18 protein-coding genes are annotated in these 15,060 nt (G+C 61.2%); 12 read left to right on the plus strand and 6 right to left on the minus strand.

Annotation, left to right across the window (positions count from 1 at the left end; genetic code table 11):
- Positions 1-41: 41 nt before the first annotated feature.
- The 3 genes from HH213_RS08885 to HH213_RS08895 are packed head-to-tail and all read right to left on the minus strand — an operon-like array spanning position 42 to position 2,509.
- Positions 42-332 carry a DUF6587 family protein gene (locus tag HH213_RS08885; RefSeq protein ID WP_169112022.1) on the minus strand — a complete coding sequence of 97 codons (291 nt, stop codon included), beginning with the start codon at positions 330-332 and terminating at the stop codon, positions 42-44.
- Between the two features lies 1 nt (position 333).
- Positions 334-2,238, minus strand: a complete 1,905-nt coding sequence (gene feoB / locus HH213_RS08890; RefSeq protein ID WP_169112023.1) for a ferrous iron transporter B — start codon at positions 2,236-2,238, stop codon at positions 334-336.
- A gap of 4 nt (positions 2,239-2,242) precedes the next feature.
- Positions 2,243-2,509, minus strand: coding sequence for a FeoA family protein (locus HH213_RS08895; protein ID WP_110845523.1), 267 nt, complete (start codon positions 2,507-2,509; stop codon positions 2,243-2,245).
- A gap of 258 nt (positions 2,510-2,767) precedes the next feature.
- Between HH213_RS08895 and HH213_RS08900 the strand changes: the two genes are divergently transcribed.
- Positions 2,768-2,992 (plus strand): (2Fe-2S)-binding protein, encoded by a 225-nt coding sequence (locus HH213_RS08900; protein ID WP_110845524.1) that lies wholly within the window; start codon positions 2,768-2,770, stop codon positions 2,990-2,992.
- A 2-nt stretch (positions 2,993-2,994) separates the two neighbouring features.
- Positions 2,995-3,705 carry an energy transducer TonB gene (locus tag HH213_RS08905; RefSeq protein WP_169112024.1) on the plus strand — a complete coding sequence of 237 codons (711 nt, stop codon included), beginning with the start codon at positions 2,995-2,997 and terminating at the stop codon, positions 3,703-3,705.
- 3 nt (positions 3,706-3,708) lie between these two features.
- On the opposite strand, the gene HH213_RS08910 is transcribed toward HH213_RS08905, so the two are convergent.
- On the minus strand, positions 3,709-4,245 hold the full coding sequence (locus HH213_RS08910; protein ID WP_110845526.1) for a pyridoxamine 5'-phosphate oxidase family protein: 537 nt from the start codon (positions 4,243-4,245) through the stop codon (positions 3,709-3,711).
- Positions 4,246-4,474: 229 nt separating this feature from the next.
- Between HH213_RS08910 and bfr the strand changes: the two genes are divergently transcribed.
- Positions 4,475-4,951, plus strand: a complete 477-nt coding sequence (gene bfr, locus HH213_RS08915) for a bacterioferritin (protein WP_169112025.1) — start codon at positions 4,475-4,477, stop codon at positions 4,949-4,951.
- A gap of 31 nt (positions 4,952-4,982) precedes the next feature.
- On the opposite strand, the gene HH213_RS08920 is transcribed toward bfr, so the two are convergent.
- Positions 4,983-5,591 carry a glutathione S-transferase N-terminal domain-containing protein gene (locus HH213_RS08920; protein WP_169112026.1) on the minus strand — a complete coding sequence of 203 codons (609 nt, stop codon included), beginning with the start codon at positions 5,589-5,591 and terminating at the stop codon, positions 4,983-4,985.
- A gap of 105 nt (positions 5,592-5,696) precedes the next feature.
- Between HH213_RS08920 and purB the strand changes: the two genes are divergently transcribed.
- The 8 genes from purB to HH213_RS08960 all read left to right on the plus strand — a co-directional run bounded on the left by purB (position 5,697) and on the right by HH213_RS08960 (position 12,406).
- On the plus strand, positions 5,697-7,073 hold the full coding sequence (gene purB / locus HH213_RS08925; RefSeq protein WP_169112027.1) for an adenylosuccinate lyase: 1,377 nt from the start codon (positions 5,697-5,699) through the stop codon (positions 7,071-7,073).
- Positions 7,074-7,209: 136 nt separating this feature from the next.
- Entirely contained in the window at positions 7,210-7,737 is a 528-nt protein-coding gene (locus tag HH213_RS08930; protein ID WP_161049139.1) for a cytochrome b, read from the plus strand.
- Positions 7,738-7,762: 25 nt separating this feature from the next.
- Complete coding sequence (locus HH213_RS08935; protein ID WP_110845535.1) at positions 7,763-8,317, plus strand: YceI family protein; 555 nt, start codon at positions 7,763-7,765, stop codon at positions 8,315-8,317.
- A gap of 24 nt (positions 8,318-8,341) precedes the next feature.
- A complete protein-coding gene (locus HH213_RS08940) occupies positions 8,342-8,908 on the plus strand; it encodes a YceI family protein (protein ID WP_110845536.1) in 567 nt (188 codons plus the stop codon).
- Positions 8,909-8,990: 82 nt separating this feature from the next.
- A complete protein-coding gene (locus HH213_RS08945; protein ID WP_169112028.1) occupies positions 8,991-11,144 on the plus strand; it encodes a S46 family peptidase in 2,154 nt (717 codons plus the stop codon).
- 157 nt (positions 11,145-11,301) lie between these two features.
- Positions 11,302-11,658 (plus strand): toxin, encoded by a 357-nt coding sequence (locus tag HH213_RS08950; protein ID WP_169112029.1) that lies wholly within the window; start codon positions 11,302-11,304, stop codon positions 11,656-11,658.
- Positions 11,645-11,806, plus strand: coding sequence for a hypothetical protein (locus HH213_RS08955; RefSeq protein WP_169112030.1), 162 nt, complete (start codon positions 11,645-11,647; stop codon positions 11,804-11,806). Before HH213_RS08950 ends, HH213_RS08955 begins: the two co-directional genes overlap by 14 nt.
- Positions 11,807-11,836: 30 nt before the next feature.
- Positions 11,837-12,406: an NADPH-dependent FMN reductase gene (locus HH213_RS08960; protein WP_169112031.1), complete on the plus strand. Its 570-nt coding sequence runs from the start codon at positions 11,837-11,839 to the stop codon at positions 12,404-12,406.
- Here HH213_RS08960 and HH213_RS08965 read toward each other — a convergent pair whose 3' ends face one another.
- Positions 12,407-13,138 (minus strand): hypothetical protein, encoded by a 732-nt coding sequence (locus HH213_RS08965; RefSeq protein WP_169112032.1) that lies wholly within the window; start codon positions 13,136-13,138, stop codon positions 12,407-12,409.
- Positions 13,139-13,333: 195 nt separating this feature from the next.
- On the opposite strand from HH213_RS08965, the gene HH213_RS08970 reads away from it, so the two are divergent.
- Complete coding sequence (locus tag HH213_RS08970) at positions 13,334-15,022, plus strand: M14 family zinc carboxypeptidase (protein ID WP_169112033.1); 1,689 nt, start codon at positions 13,334-13,336, stop codon at positions 15,020-15,022.
- Positions 15,023-15,060 lie beyond the last annotated feature (38 nt).

Below are 15,060 nucleotides of genomic sequence, written 5' to 3' on the forward strand. Positions count from 1 at the left end.
TGTGATGTGGGCGGCTTTGCGCCGCCGCAGGTGGGACGGGCTTAGCGCTGCACGTGCAGCTTGATCACGCGCTGTTGCGCTGCGCCGCTGGTAGTGTTGGTCTTGGTCGGCGTGGTGTCGCACGAGCCGCAGCTGGAGCAGCCGCCGTCGCCGTCATCGCCGCAACCGCCGCCGCCCTGCGTCTTGAAGAACCTGGCCAGCCTGGTCTCGTTGAAACCGCGCTTGCCCAGCGTGTAGACAATCCGCCGGCGCCACGCCACCGGCAGGTACTTGGTGCTGAAATGCAGCAGCGCTGCCGCCACGATCAACGCCACAGTCATCTCTTGCCACATATTAGCCTCCCAGGAGCGCCAGCGAAATCCGGTAAGTCAGGAACGATGCGATGTACGCCAGCGCGAACATATAGCCGGCCATCAGCAGCGCGTAACGGGTGCTGCCGGTCTCGCGCCGCACCACCGACAGCGTCGACAGACACTGCGGCGCAAACACGTACCAGGCCAGCAGCGACAACGCGGTCGGCAAGGTCCACGAGGCCGAGATGATCGGCTCCAGCGACTGCGCCAGCGCCTCGCCGCTCTGCGACAGCGCGTACACCGTGCCCAGCGCGCCGACCGCCACTTCCCGCGCAGCCAGACCCGGCACCAGCGCGATGCAGATCTGCCAGTTAAAGCCGATCGGCGCAAAAATATATTCGAGGCCGCGGCCCAGCAGGCCGGCCAGGCTGTAGTAGATCGGCGGATGGGTCGCGCCTTCCGGTGCGCCCGGGAAGGAGCTCAGGAACCACAGCAGCACCATCAGCGTCAAAATCACGGTGCCGACGCGGGTCAGGAAGATCTTGGCGCGCTCCCACAGGCCCAGCGCCAGGTTCTGCAAATGCGGCCAGTGGTAAGCCGGCAGTTCCAGCATCAGCGGCTGCTGCTGGTTGGCGCCCAGCGTGCGCTTGAAGAAGTAAGCCACCGCCATCGCCGAGAAGATGCCGGCGAAGTACAGCACGAACAGCACCAGCCCTTGCAGGCTGAGGAAACCGTACACTTCGCGCTCGGGAATGAAGGCGGCGATGATCAGCGCATACACCGGCAGCCGCGCCGAGCACGTCATCAGCGGCGCGATCATGATGGTGACCAGGCGGTCGCGCGGATTCTGAATCGTGCGCGCCGCCATCACGCCCGGAATCGCGCAGGCAAAGCTGGACAGCAGCGGAATGAAGGCGCGGCCCGACAGGCCGACGCCGCCCATCAGGCGGTCCAGCAGGAAGGCCGCGCGCGGCAGGTAGCCGCAGTCTTCCAGCACAAGAATAAAGAAGAACAAGATCAGAATCTGCGGCAGGAACACCAGTACGCTGCCGGCGCCACTCAATATGCCGTCCACCAGCAGGCCGCGCAGCACGCCGTCCGGCATCGCCTCGCGCACCACGGCGCCCAGCTGGTCGACGCTGTCCTTGATCAGGTCCATTACCGGCGTGGCCCAGGTGAACACCGCCTGGAACACCAGGAACATCAGCACCGCCAGAATGATCGGGCCGAGCACGGGGTGGAGCACTACGTTGTCCAGCTTCTCGGACAGCGCATCGTCGGTGGCGGCCGGCGCCTTGACGGTCAGGTCGAGGATGCGGCGCACTTCGCGCTGCGTGTCTTCCACGCTGACGGCGTCGATGGCCGACAGTGGCTGCGGCGTGCCGACCGCCAGTGGCAGCATCTGGTCCAGCGCGCGCAGCAGCGACTTCTCGCCGCCCGCCTGCACCGCCACGGTTTCCACCACCGTCATGCCCAGTTCCTGCGCCAGGCGGTCGGCGTCGATGATGACGCCGCGCTTCTTGGCCACGTCCACCATATTCAGCGCCAGGATCATCGGCAGGCCGAGTCGTTTGATTTCCAATACCAGGCGCAGGTTCAGGCGCAGGTTGGTGGCGTTGACCACGCACACCACCACGTCCGGCGCGGCGTCGCCCTTGCGCAGGCCGGCCACCACGTCACGGGTGATTTCCTCGTCCGGCGTGTGGGCGTTCAGGCTGTAAGCGCCCGGCAAGTCCAGCACGCGGAAGGCGTTGCCGGCGGTGGTGGTGAACGCGCCTTCCTTGCGTTCGATCGTCACGCCGGCGTAGTTGGCCACTTTCTGGCGCGCGCCGGTCAGCCGGTTGAACAAGGCGGTCTTGCCGCAATTTGGATTGCCCAGCAAGGCCACCATCGGCGTGCGCGCCGTGATCGGCGCCTGCGACACCTGCTTATCTACTGCACCCATGTTTTTATTCCGGTTGAATCGAGACCAGCGCGGCTTCAAAGCGGCGCAATGCAAATGTGGAGTTGCCGACTTTGATCGCCAGCGGTTCGCCGCCCGGCATGCCGCGCTTGAGCATGCGGATTTTTTCGCCGGGCACAAAGCCCAGTTCCATCAGGCGGCGCGACAGGGCGGCGCCGCCATCGGCGTCCGCGCCGGCAGAGACATGCACCACGGTGGCGGTGGCGCCGACCGTCAGGGTGTCGAGGGTAGTCAGGGAAACAGCGTGCGTCATGGCAAAGTCCAGTCGAGAGGCCGCTGGCAAGGTGGCTGCGGCGCGACCGGCAAGGCCGCAACGTTGCGTTCCTGCCGGAATCAGATACTAGCATTATAAACGGTAATGCGAATGACTTCTATTTAGCTTGCATACTGTAGAAAAATCGGGCAGTATACGTTTAATGATAATGATTCGCATTAAGTTGCTGGCAATCATGTCAGAAAAGTCTTAATCAAGCCTTATTCGATTTTTATAGCCTAGCCAGAAGGTGCATCAATGATTGTTTGTGTCTGCAACAACATCTCCGATCGCGAAATCCGTCAAGCAATGGAATTGGGAATCACTTCGATGGACGAACTGCGCGACGCGCTGGGCGTAGCCACCTGCTGCGGCCAATGCTTCTCCTGCGCGGAAGAAATCCTCACCGAACAACTGGCTGCGCAAGCCGCTGCCGCCAACCTCCAGGAAACTGTGCTGAAACGCCCGGTCTTCTCTAACTAATCATGAATACAATGACCTACAGCCGGACGGCGTCGCCGCTGTCCGCGGATGACAACGGCCGCGTGCAGGAATTCAAGCGCCGCACCCGCAAGCTCACCCCGCTCGCCGCGATTGTGCTGGGTCATGTTGTCGTGTTTTATCTGGCGTATTCCGGCATGCTGCGGTCGGTGACGCATGCGATCATGCCGCAGGTGGTGACGGTGACGTTCGTGGCCTCGCCAGAGCCGCTGAAAGCGCAACCGCAGCCGAAGGAAGTGCCGCTGGTGCAGCCGAAGCAAACTTTTGTGCCGCCGCTGCCGCTGGTGAATATCGTGCAGACCGAGCCGACCATCACGCTGCCGCCGCCGCAACCGCGTCCGGCAGAACCGACCACGGCGCACGCCGCGCCAACCACCGCACAGGTCGCGCCGCCGGCGCCGCCAGCGCCATCGACGCCGAAGACTGTATCGGGCGTGGAATACGTCCGCGCGCCGTCACCGGTGTACCCGAGCATGTCGCGCCGCATGGGCGAGACCGGTACCGTGATGCTGCGCGTGCTGATTGGGGAAAAAGGCAATGCGGAACAGGTGACGGTGCAGAAATCATCCGGTTCCAGCAATCTGGATGAAGCCGGCCGCCAGGCCGTGCTGCGCGCGCTGTACAAGCCGTTTATCGAGGACGGCAAGGCCGTCCCCGTGTACGTGCTGGTGCCGATTAACTTCCAGCTCGGCTAGGCTTTACAGATCCAGCCGGCCCTCGATGGAGTCATCGAGGGTTTTGCCGATCACGGCGCCGATCAGCATTTTGACGCTGGCCACCGCCTTGCCGTGCTTGGTATCCCAGTAGTAGCCGTAGGTCGGCGCAAACTTGATCAACGTCACGCGCGGATCATCCTCGCCGCCGGTGAACCAGGTCTTCATCGTAAAACTCCACAGCTCCTTGATTTTCACCGGATCGCGCGACACCGTGGCGATGCCCTCCAGGTGCATGAACTCGGAATGCGCCGAGCCCTGGAAGTACAGCGTGGCCGACGGATCGGCTGCCAGCTCCTGGTTCTTCAGGCTGTCGCTGGCGGAGATAAACCACAGATTGCCCAGCTCATCGACCTGCAGCGCCGTCATCGGCCGCGCGTCGCCGGGACCGCCGTCGCCATCGTTGGTGCAGAAGAAGCAGCCGGGCGTGCTGTCGACGAAGTCGCGGATCTTGTGAACGGCGTCTTCGCCGATCAGGTCTTGATGATTATTTTCGGGTTGATTGGCGTTGATGGAATCCATGGCTTAGCTCCTGAAGGTTGAGCTTCCATGGTAGCGGCGACGGCGCGCCGGCACCGTGAGATGCCGCACACTGCCCCTACTACGAATGCTAATAGTTTTCATTTGCGCCAGTGCTCTCAATCACCGAACTTAGTGGGTATTTCGCCGAAATTATCAGACATTCACCTCACATCAATCGACAATTCGTGGCACAATGGCGCCATTCGCAATCATCACAGAAAGACATGCCATGAAGGGCGACCAAGAAGTCATCCGCTTGCTCAACGCACAGCTGACCAACGAACTCACCGCGATCAACCAGTACTTCCTGCACGCCAAGATGTACAAGCACTGGGGCCTGGAAAAGATTGGCAAGAAAGAGTACGAAGAATCGATCGGCGAGATGAAGCATGCCGATAAACTGATCGACCGCATCCTGATGCTGGATGGCCTGCCGAACCTGCAAGCCATGCACAAAGTCATGGTCGGCGAGAACACCGAAGAGATGCTGAACTGCGACCTGAAGCTGGAAAAAGGCGCACAGATCACCGTCAAGGAAGGCATCGCCGCAGCCGAGAAAGCCGCCGACTACGTGTCGCGCGACCTGCTGCTGATGATCCTGGAAGACACCGAAGAACACATCGACTGGCTGGAAACCCAGCTGGACCTGATCGGCAAAGTGGGCATCCAGAACTACCTGCAAAGCCAGATGAGCGTCGACGACTGAAAATGAAAACGCCCCTCGCGGGGCGTTTTGCTTATTGAGGGACAGTGTCCTTGAACGACTGGCGTTCGGACAGCTTGTCATACAGCTTGGCCAGGTTGGCGTAATCGTCGCGCCAGGCGATGTCCGGGAAGCGGAACGACAGCCAGCCCAAGGTGCAGCCGACCGCCACGTCGGCCAGCGAATAATGGATGCCGTTGCAGTAAGCCTGCTCGCCCAGCTTGTCGGACAGCGTCTTCAGGCCCAGTTCGACCTTGCGCATCTGGCGCGCCATCCACTCTTCGCTCTGCTGCTCCGGCGGCCGCATGGTGCGCTCCAGGCGCACGCTGACGGCGGCGTCCAGCATGCCATCGGCCAGCGCTTCCCAGCACTTGACGTCGGCGCGGTCGCGGCCGTTCGGCGGCAGCAGCTTGCAGACCGGCGTCAGCGTATCGAGATACTCGACCATCACGCGCGAATCGATCATCACCGTGCCGTCTTCCATGATCAGGCTCGGCACTTTGCCCAGCGGATTAAACTGGTTGATGATGGTGTCGGCCGCCCACACATTCTCCAGTTCGAACTGGCAATCGAGCTTTTTTTCCGCGAGCACGACACGAACCTTGCGGACATAAGGGCTGGCGAGGGAACCGATGAGTTTCATAGACACTTATAGAGGAAGAACAGGCTTCAGTATAACATCGGCGGCTTGGGCGGCCGCCAATGGTAAAATCACGGTCTCTGCTTTTTCAACTTCGCTCTTTCCATCATGACCACTACTCCTTACTCCACGCTGTCGGCGCTGTCGCCGCTGGACGGCCGCTACGCCGGTAAAACCGATCTGCTGCGCCCGATCCTGTCCGAATCCGGCTTCATGCACCACCGCGTCAAAGTAGAAATCTCCTGGCTGCAAGCGCTGTCGCTGGCCGGCTTCGACGAAATCAAGCCGTTCTCGGCCGCAGGCACCGCGCTGCTGGACAAGATCGCCGCCGAGTTCACCGAAAACGACGCTGCCCGCATCAAGGAAATCGAAGCCGTCACCAACCACGACGTCAAGGCGGTAGAGTACTGGCTGAAGGAGCAAGTCAAGGATGTGCCGGAACTGGTGGCCGCGTCGGAGTTCATCCACTTCGCCTGCACCTCGGAAGACATCAACAACACCTCGCACGGCATGATGCTGAAGGCCGCGCGCGACACCGTCATGCTGCCGTCGCTACGCAAAGTGATCGCCCGCCTGACCGAGATCGCCCACGCCAACGCGGAGCTGCCGATGCTGTCGCGCACCCACGGCCAGACCGCCAGCCCGACCACCCTGGGCAAGGAAATGGCCAACGTTGTGGCCCGCCTGCAGCGCGCCATCGTGCGCATCGAGCAAGTCGAGATCCTCGGCAAGATGAACGGCGCGGTCGGCAACTACAACGCCCACCTGTCGGCCTATCCATCGTTCGACTGGCCGGCGTTCTCCAAGGCCGTGATCGAGCAGCGCCTGGGCCTGGTGTTCAATCCATACACCATCCAGATCGAACCGCACGATTACATGGCCGAACTGTTCGACGCCTTCGCGCGCGCCAACACCATCCTGCTGGACCTGAACCGCGACATCTGGAGCTACGTCTCGCTGGGCTACTTCAAGCAGAAGCTGAAGGCCGGCGAGATCGGTTCGTCGACCATGCCGCACAAGGTCAACCCGATCGACTTCGAAAACTCGGAAGGCAACCTGGGCCTGGCCAACGCCGTGCTGAAGCACCTGTCGGAAAAACTGCCGGTATCGCGCCTGCAACGCGACCTGACCGACTCGACCGTGCTGCGCAACATCGGCGTCGGCTTCGGCTACACGCTGCTGGCCTACGACAGCTGCCTGCGCGGCCTGAACAAGCTGGAAGTCAATCCGGCCCGCCTGGAAGCCGACCTGGACGCCAACTGGGAAGTGCTGGCCGAGCCGGTGCAGACCGTGATGCGCCGCTACGGCATCGGAAACCCGTACGAGCAGCTGAAAGAGCTGACCCGCGGCAAAGGCATTTCGAAAGTGGCGCTGCAGGAGTTCATCAACGGCCTGGCCGTGCCGCAGGAAGCCAAGGACCTGATGCTGGCCATGACCCCGGCCAACTACATCGGCATCGCCGCAGCTCTGGCCAAAGCCATCTGATGTAGATAGGAAATTTGTTCTACACTAGCCCCGCCGGCTTCCACGTCGCGGGGCTTTTTTTTACCCTGGTCAAGCGCACATCGGATTTCTTTGGTATATTTAGTCCTAACACGTACTATTTCCTCGGAGCCGCTTTATGCCACGCTATACCAAAACCGCAATGTTGCTGCACTGGCTGGTCGCCTTGCTCATCATCGCTACCTTCTTCCTCGGCCTGTCCATGGTCGCGATCCACGGCTTTTCGCCGACCAAGCTCAAATACTTCTCCTGGCACAAATGGATGGGTGTGACGGTGTTTGCGCTGGCGGTGCTGCGCGTGCTGTGGCGCGTCACGCACAAGCCGCCAGCCAAGCTGGCGTCGATTCCGGACTGGCAGCACATGATCGCCGAAGGCATGCATTACCTGCTGTACTTCCTGATCTTCGCGGTGCCGCTGTCGGGCTACTTCTACACCTATGCGGCCGGCGTGCCGGTGGTGTACCTGGGCCTGTGGCAGATGCCGGCCGTGATGGCAGCCAATCCCGAACTTAAGCCAGTCTTACAAAATGTCCATTATATTTTGACCATGACCATGGCGGCCGCGGTGGTCGCTCATGCCCTGGCCGCACTGAAGCATCACTTCATCGACCGCGACGTGACGCTAAAACGCATGTTGCCGCTGTAATCCCATTCATCCACTGGAGCCTTACATGAACACCATTAAAAAAATCGCCCTCGTATCCATGCTGGGTATCGCCTTTGCCGCCAGCGCCGCCGCCCTCAAAACCGATCCGGCCAAGAGCACTGTTACCGCCACCTTCAAGCAAATGAACGTGCCGGTCGATGCCAAGTTCAAGAAATTCACCGCCAACATCGACTACGACGCCGCCAAGCCGGACGCCGCCAAAGCCACCGTGGAAGTCGAAACCGGCAGCATGGACCTGGGCGATCCGGAGTACAACAAGGAAGTGACCAAGAAAGAATGGTTCAACGCCGCCCAGTTCCCGAAAGCGACCTTCGTGTCGTCGTCGATCAAGAGCGCCGGCGCCGGCAAGCTGACCGTGACCGGCAAGCTGACCATCAAGGGCAAGGCCACCGACGTCAGCTTCCCGCTGACCGTCAAGGCCGACGGCAAGAACCAGGTGTTTGACGGCGTGCTGCCGATCAAACGCCTGACCTACAACATCGGCGAAGGCGAATGGAAAGACACCAGCATGGTGGCCGATGATGTCGCCATCAAGTTCCACGTCGTCGCAGCACAATAATTTTACCCACGGAGACCACCGAAGATGAAAGCACAGATCCTGATCGCCACGCTGCTGGCCGCCTCGGCCACATCGGCCATCGCCGCCACCTATAACATCGACCCGACGCACACGTACCCGAGCTTCGAGGCCGATCACATGGGCCTGTCGGTATGGCGCGGCAAGTTCGACAAAACCAGCGGCACGGTGACCATGGATCGCGCGGCCAAAACCGGCGGTCTCGACATCAAGATCGACCCGGCCTCGATCGACTTCGGCCTGGAAGCGATGAACAAGCACGCCCGTGGCGAGGACATGTTCAACGTGACCAAGTTCCCGACCATCACCTACACCAGCAAGTCGTTCAAGTTTGACGGCGACCAGCTGGTGGCGGTGGACGGCGAACTGACCATGCTGGGCGTGACCAAGCCGGTGACGCTGAAGGTCAACAAGTTCAAGTGCATCATGCACCCGCGCTACAAGAAGGAAGCGTGCGGCGCCGACGCCAGCGCCGAGTTCAAGCGCAGCGACTTCGGTCTCAACTACGGTCTCCCCAACTTCTCGCCGGAAGTGAAGCTGGCGATCCAGATCGAAGCCATCAAGGCTGACTAAAAAAACCGGGGGCAACCCCGGTTTTTTTATGGGATTTCATTGTTATACTCTTGAGCGCCGTTCAACCACTTCAAGAAGAGACATGAAAAAAACTTTGATCGCGCTCGCCATCCTGAGCACCTCCGCCTATGCGGACGAAGGCATGTGGATGCCACAACAGCTGCCACAAGTAGCCAAGGAACTGAAAGCCGCCGGCCTCAAGCTGGATCCCGCCACCCTCACCAAGCTGACCGAGTTCCCGATGGGCGCCATCGTCAGCCTGGGCGGCTGCTCGGCATCCTTCGTATCGCCGCAAGGCCTGGTCGCCACCAACCACCACTGCGTGTACGGCAGCGTCGCCCATAATTCGACGCCGGAACGCAATCTGCTGGCCAACGGTTTCCTGGCCCACAACCTGGGCGAAGAACTGCCGGCCTCGCCGGGCAGCCGCATCTGGGTAACCAAGGCCGTGACCGACGTCAGCAAGCAAGTGGTGACGCCGGAAGTGGCCAAGCTGAGCGGCAAGGCGCGCGTCGACGCGATCGAGAAGAACCAGAAATCCATCCAGGCCGAGTGCGAAAAAGACGCCGGCCACCGCTGCACCGTATCGTCCTACTACGGCGGCCTGGAGTACTACCTGATCAAGCAACTGGAAATCCGCGACGTCCGCCTGGTGCACGCACCACCGGAAGGCGTGGGCAAGTTTGGCGGCGACACCGACAACTGGATGTGGCCGCGCCACACCGGCGACTACGGCTTCTATCGCGCCTACGTCAGCAAGGACGGCAAGGCCGCCGACTACAGCAAGGACAACGTCCCTTACGTGCCGCAGCACTACCTGAAGCTGGCCAAGGAAGGCGTCAAGGAAGGCGACTTCATCATGGTGCTGGGCTACCCGGGCCGCACCAACCGTCACCGCCTGCCGTCGGAAGTCGGTTTCACCTTCGACTGGAACTATCCGGCGTTTGTGAAGCAATCGGCCGAGAGCCTGGCCATCATTGCCGACACCACCAAGGACAACAAGGACACCGCGCTGAAGTATGCGTCGCAAGTGGCCGGCATCAACAACTACTACAAGAACCGCCAGGGCATGCTGGATTCCTACGCCGGCAGCGATATGCTGCAGCGTAAGACCGCCGAGCACGAAGCGCTGAAGCAGTGGATCAACGCCGACGCCAAGCGCAAGGCCGAGTACGCCAGCGACATCGAGCTGGTGGAAAAACTGATCGCCCAGCGCGATGCAGAAATCAAGCGTGACTACTACTTCGGTTCGTCGAAACCGCGCCTGCTGAACACCGCGCGCATGTTGTACCGCCTGGCCAACGAAAACACCAAGCCGGACGCCGACCGCAAAGCCGGCTACCAGGTACGCGACGTGCCGCGCCTGAAATCGTCGGTGGACGCGCTGGTGCGCAACTACGACGAAAAGGTCGACAAGGCGCTGGTGCTGAACAGCCTGATCAAGTACGCCGCGCAGCCGGCAGCCGAACGCAACGCCGCGTTTGACTCGGTGGTCGGCATCAAGGACGGCATGAGCAAAGCCGACCTGCAAGCCGCGCTGGACAAGCTGTACGCCGGCAGCAAGCTGGGCGACCTGGCCGAGCGTAAAGCCTGGCTGGACCGCAAGCCGGCCGACTTCAAGGCCAGCGACGACGCCTTCATCAAGGCCGCCGTGGCGCTGTACGAACCGGACCTGAAAGACGAAGCGCAAGAGGAAGAGCTGGGCGGCAAGCTGCAACAAGCCTACGCCAACTACATGAAGGCCAAGATCGCCTACATGCACAGCAAGGGCCAGGCGGTTTATCCTGACGCCAACAGCACCCTGCGCGTCACCTTCGGCAAAATCGCCGGCCGCGATCCGGGCGCCGACGGCACCACCTGGAAGGCCTTCACCACGGTCGAAGGCGTGGCCGCCAAGGCCACCGGCCAGGGCGAGTTCAACGCACCAGCCGCGCAGTTGAAAGCCATCAAGGCCAAGGAATACGGCAAGTACATGGATCCGAAGCTGAAATCGGTGCCGGTGGCTTACCTGGCCACGCTGGACATCACGGGCGGCAACTCCGGTTCGGCCGCGCTGAACGCCAAGGGCGAGTGGATCGGCCTGGCGTTTGACGGCACGCTGGATTCCATCATCTCCGACTGGGACTTCAACAAGAAGATGACCCGCGACATCCAGGTCGACCTGCGCTACATCCTGTGGAACATGAAATACGTGGACCACGCCGACAACCTGCTGAAAGAAATGAACGCCGAATAAGCGCCTCATCCTTAAGCCGGAAGCCACGCCCCTGTAAAGCGGCGTGGTTTTTTTTCGCCGGTAGTTGATGTAGCCGATGCTGCCTGGAGGGCAGCCTGCTTAGGATAAGAGCCGGGGAAATCCAATTGCAAGCGGTCTTCATCAAGAGCATACTCAAATGCACGCAGTGTTCTGGGAGCTACCATCCTTTGCCCGCTATCGGGAAAAGTATCTCGACGACGATGAGTATCGCGTATTGCAGATCGAAATGATGAGTAACCCGACGATTGGCGCGGTCATCCGTGGCAGCGGTGGGCTAAGGAAATTACGCCACATCAATCCGGCCAAGAGCAGAGGAAAACGTGGCGGCATCCGTGTCATCTATTTTTGGCGCCTGTCTGCACATGAGTTCTGGTTGTTTTCTATCTATGGAAAAGACGAGGCAATGAACCTTTCTCCTGAACAGCTAAAGATACTGCGAAACCGCCTCAAATATGAACTCCAGGAACGGGGGCAAAAAGATGAAGAAACGTGATCTGTTCAGTGAACTGATGGAAGCATTGGATACATTGGAAGCGGAGCGCAAAGGGCAGGCGAGGATTAAAAAGACCCGTATAGAGCTACAGCGCCTCCCACCGAAAGTTGTAGCAAGTGCCACGCGGAAGAAGAATCAGGTACAGTAAGAATCAACGTAACCACTGTAAGGAGATTCCATGTCCGCGAAGAAAATCGCCGTAATCATCGGCAGCCTGCGCAAGGATTCGCTCAACCGTAAATTCGCCCACGCCGTGATGGAACTGGCGCCAGCCTCGCTGGCCTTGGACATCGTCGAGATCGGCGAGTTGCCGATCTATAACGAGGATCTGGACGCCAAGGACGCGACGCCGCCGCAGGCATGGACGCAGTTCCGCGACCGCCTCAAGGAATATGAAGGCGTGCTGTTCTTCACGCCGGAATACAACCGCTCAACCACCGCCGCGCTGAAGAATGCGCTCGACGTCGGTTCGCGCCCTTACGGCAGCAGCGTGTGGAGTGGCAAACCGGCCGGCATCGTCAGCGTGTCGCCGGGCGCCACCGGCGGCTTCGGCGCCAACCACCATCTGCGCCAGTCGCTGGTGTTCCTCGACATGCCGACGCTGCTGCAGCCGGAAGCCTACATCGGCGGCGCCGCCAAGCTGCTGGGCGACGACGGTAAGCTCAACAACGACAGCACCAAGGAATTCCTGAAGAAGTTCATCGACACCTACGCCGCCTGGGTCGAAACCAACGGCAAGAAGAAGTAATCAGCGCCGGATCGCCGTGAAGGCATAGCCGTTCTCCTTCAGCGCGGCCGGCATCCACGCGCGCGGCGCGCCACGGTTCAGCGCCAGCAGGTGCGGGCCGTCGCGGCCCGGCAGCAGCGCGACATCGGCGCCAGGCAGGCGCTGCGCCAGTTGCAACGCGCCGTCCGACGTTCCTGCCCGGCTGAGATATACACGGTACGAAGCGCGGCTGTCGCCGATGTCGAGCAAGTAGCCGGCCACCGCCGTCGTGCCGGAGCTGCCCGGCATGGCGGTCACCCGCAGCCGCGTTTTCTGCTTGCGCAGCTCCAGCGCATTCCACGGCTGCATAGGATACAGCGTCGGCCCGCCGGTTCTGGGCGGCACGCCGCTGTCGCTGGGCTCCGCCACCACCACCGGCAAACCGTCACGCAGCGCATGCAACGGCGCCAGCCCGTCATAGCGACCCGCAGTCGCCGGCGTCACCAGCAGCAGATCGGCCGCCGGCCAATTGCTGACCAGATCCTGGCTGTAAGCCTCGGCATCCGCATCGACCGTCAACACCGTTAGGCCCTGAAAGCTGATCAGCACCATGCCCCTGCCGACCGGCTGCATGCGCCCCTGCGCAATGCTGCTGCCACCCTTCCCGTTTAGCTCGATCACATAGCGCGGCCCGACCTGCGCCACGCCCCAGCGGCAGCCCAGCGCCATCAGCAACACCACGCCTACCGCCCGCAAACCATAGTTGTTGCGCATCGCAGCCTCCCTTCGAAGATCAGAAGTCCAGTAGATCACCGGCCGCGTGGATTTACCTTGAAGCAACTCAATGCCCGGCCTGCGGGCGCTCAAAAAACGGGCACGATGATACAATTCTGCCCTCGACCGCAGGCTTACCCAGCCTGCGCTCATCCTGGCACCCTATTACCCTATCCCGCTGAGATCCAGAAGACCATGCACGCTGACATGCCGACGCCTTATGAAAAAGGCAACCAAAATCAAACCACGACGTGGAGCGAATGCATCGCTTTCTACGAAGAGCTAGCCCAGCGCTTCCCGCAGGTGCTGCGCTTTGAGCAGATCGGCCTGTCCGACGGCGGCGTTCCGCTGCACGCCGGCGTGGTCAGCGCCGATGGCGTGCATGACCGCAGCCAGATCAAGGCCGAAGGCCGTCCGGTGTTCTTCAACAACAACGGCATCCACCCCGGCGAACCCGAAGGCGTGGATGCCTGCATGGCCATCGTGCGCGACCTGTGCTTCGATCCGGCCAAGCTGGCCGCACTGGGCAAGACCGTGCTGCTGTTCGTCCCGCTGTACAACGTCGACGGCGCGCTGAACCGCGCCAACACCTCGCGCGTCAACCAGGACGGCCCGGAGCTGTTCGGCTTCCGCGGCAACAGCCGCCACCTCGACCTGAACCGCGACTTCATCAAATGCGACACATATAACGCCCAACTGTTCAACCAGCTGCTGACCAGTTGGGACCCGGACGTGATGGTGGACACCCACACCTCCAACGGCGCCGACTATCCATACACCATGACGCTGATCCACACGCAAGCGGACAAGCTGGGTTACGGCCTCGGCCCCTTCCTGCGCGAGACCATGCTGCCGCACATCTACAAAGAGATGGACGCCAAAGGCTGGCCGACCTGCCCATACGTCAATCCGGTCAAGGACACGCCGGACGACGGCCTGGCCGAATTCCTCGAAGTGCCGCGCTTCTCGACCGGCTTCGCCGCCCTGCACCACGTGATCGGCTTCATGCCGGAGACGCACATGCTCAAGCCCTTCAAGGACCGCTACGATTCGATGCGCGCCCTGCTGGACGTGACCATGGCCTTCACCGTGTCGCATGGCGAGCAAATCCAGCAACTGCGCGCCGACGCCAAAGAGCAGGCGGCCAACGCGCAAGAGTGGACCGTCAACTGGAAGATGGACGAAACCAATCCATCCACCTTCCGCTTCAAAGGCTACGAAGCGCAACGCAGCGCCAGCCTGCTGGGTAACTACCAGCGCCTGTCGTACGACCGCAGCAAGCCGTGGGAAAAGGACATCGCCTACTACAACAGCTTTGTTCCGGCCGTGACGGTACCAGCGCCAAAAGGCTACATCGTGCCGCAAGCCTGGCGCGAAGTGATCGAACGCCTGCAATGGAACGGCGTGGAGATGGCGCGCTTCGACGAAGCACAGACGGTGGAAGCGCAGTACTATCACATCGCCTCCGTGACCTCGCGCACCAACGCCTACGAAGGCCATATGTACCATGACGATGTGCAGCTGGAAGCGCGCACCGCCAGCTTCACCGTGCAGCCGGGCGACTGGTTCATCCCGCTCAAGCAGGGCAACGCCCGCTACGCCGTCGAGACGCTGGAACCGCAAGGCCACGACTCCTTCTTCCGCTGGGGCTTCTTCAACAGCGTGCTGGAAAAGAAAGAAGCTTACTCGGACTACGTGTTCGAAGACCTGGCACTGGAAATGCTGGAAACCGAACCGGAACTGAAAGCCAAATTTGAAGCGTGGAAGGCGGCCAATCCGGCGCTGCTGTCGGATCAGGATGCGGTGCTGGGCTTCATCTTCGCCAACGGCAAGCGCCATGCGGAGCCGGAGTGGCGCCGCTACCCGGTGCTGTCCGTCTTCTAGAATTTAAACCGCGTCATTCAACATGCGCACCGTGGCGA

The organism is Duganella dendranthematis (assembly GCF_012849375.1).
Classification (GTDB): domain Bacteria; phylum Pseudomonadota; class Gammaproteobacteria; order Burkholderiales; family Burkholderiaceae_D; genus Rugamonas; species Rugamonas dendranthematis.

Excerpts from the sequence above, each read along its gene's own strand:
- HH213_RS08935 (WP_110845535.1), top strand. The coding sequence starts at position 7,763 with ATGAACACCATTAAAAAAATCGCCCTCGTATCCATGCTGGGTATCGCC.
- HH213_RS08905 (WP_169112024.1), top strand. The coding sequence starts at position 2,995 with ATGAATACAATGACCTACAGCCGGACGGCGTCGCCGCTGTCCGCGGAT.
- purB (WP_169112027.1), top strand. The coding sequence starts at position 5,697 with ATGACCACTACTCCTTACTCCACGCTGTCGGCGCTGTCGCCGCTGGAC.
- HH213_RS08950 (WP_169112029.1), top strand. The coding sequence starts at position 11,302 with ATGCACGCAGTGTTCTGGGAGCTACCATCCTTTGCCCGCTATCGGGAA.
- HH213_RS08895 (WP_110845523.1), bottom strand. The coding sequence starts at position 2,509 with ATGACGCACGCTGTTTCCCTGACTACCCTCGACACCCTGACGGTCGGC.
- HH213_RS08970 (WP_169112033.1), top strand. The coding sequence starts at position 13,334 with ATGCACGCTGACATGCCGACGCCTTATGAAAAAGGCAACCAAAATCAA.
- HH213_RS08940 (WP_110845536.1), top strand. The coding sequence starts at position 8,342 with ATGAAAGCACAGATCCTGATCGCCACGCTGCTGGCCGCCTCGGCCACA.
- feoB (WP_169112023.1), bottom strand. The coding sequence starts at position 2,238 with ATGGGTGCAGTAGATAAGCAGGTGTCGCAGGCGCCGATCACGGCGCGC.
- HH213_RS08965 (WP_169112032.1), bottom strand. The coding sequence starts at position 13,138 with ATGCGCAACAACTATGGTTTGCGGGCGGTAGGCGTGGTGTTGCTGATG.
- HH213_RS08930 (WP_161049139.1), top strand. The coding sequence starts at position 7,210 with ATGCCACGCTATACCAAAACCGCAATGTTGCTGCACTGGCTGGTCGCC.
- bfr (WP_169112025.1), top strand. The coding sequence starts at position 4,475 with ATGAAGGGCGACCAAGAAGTCATCCGCTTGCTCAACGCACAGCTGACC.
- HH213_RS08960 (WP_169112031.1), top strand. The coding sequence starts at position 11,837 with ATGTCCGCGAAGAAAATCGCCGTAATCATCGGCAGCCTGCGCAAGGAT.
- HH213_RS08885 (WP_169112022.1), bottom strand. The coding sequence starts at position 332 with ATGTGGCAAGAGATGACTGTGGCGTTGATCGTGGCGGCAGCGCTGCTG.
- HH213_RS08955 (WP_169112030.1), top strand. The coding sequence starts at position 11,645 with ATGAAGAAACGTGATCTGTTCAGTGAACTGATGGAAGCATTGGATACA.
- HH213_RS08945 (WP_169112028.1), top strand. The coding sequence starts at position 8,991 with ATGAAAAAAACTTTGATCGCGCTCGCCATCCTGAGCACCTCCGCCTAT.
- HH213_RS08910 (WP_110845526.1), bottom strand. The coding sequence starts at position 4,245 with ATGGATTCCATCAACGCCAATCAACCCGAAAATAATCATCAAGACCTG.
- HH213_RS08900 (WP_110845524.1), top strand. The coding sequence starts at position 2,768 with ATGATTGTTTGTGTCTGCAACAACATCTCCGATCGCGAAATCCGTCAA.
- HH213_RS08920 (WP_169112026.1), bottom strand. The coding sequence starts at position 5,591 with ATGAAACTCATCGGTTCCCTCGCCAGCCCTTATGTCCGCAAGGTTCGT.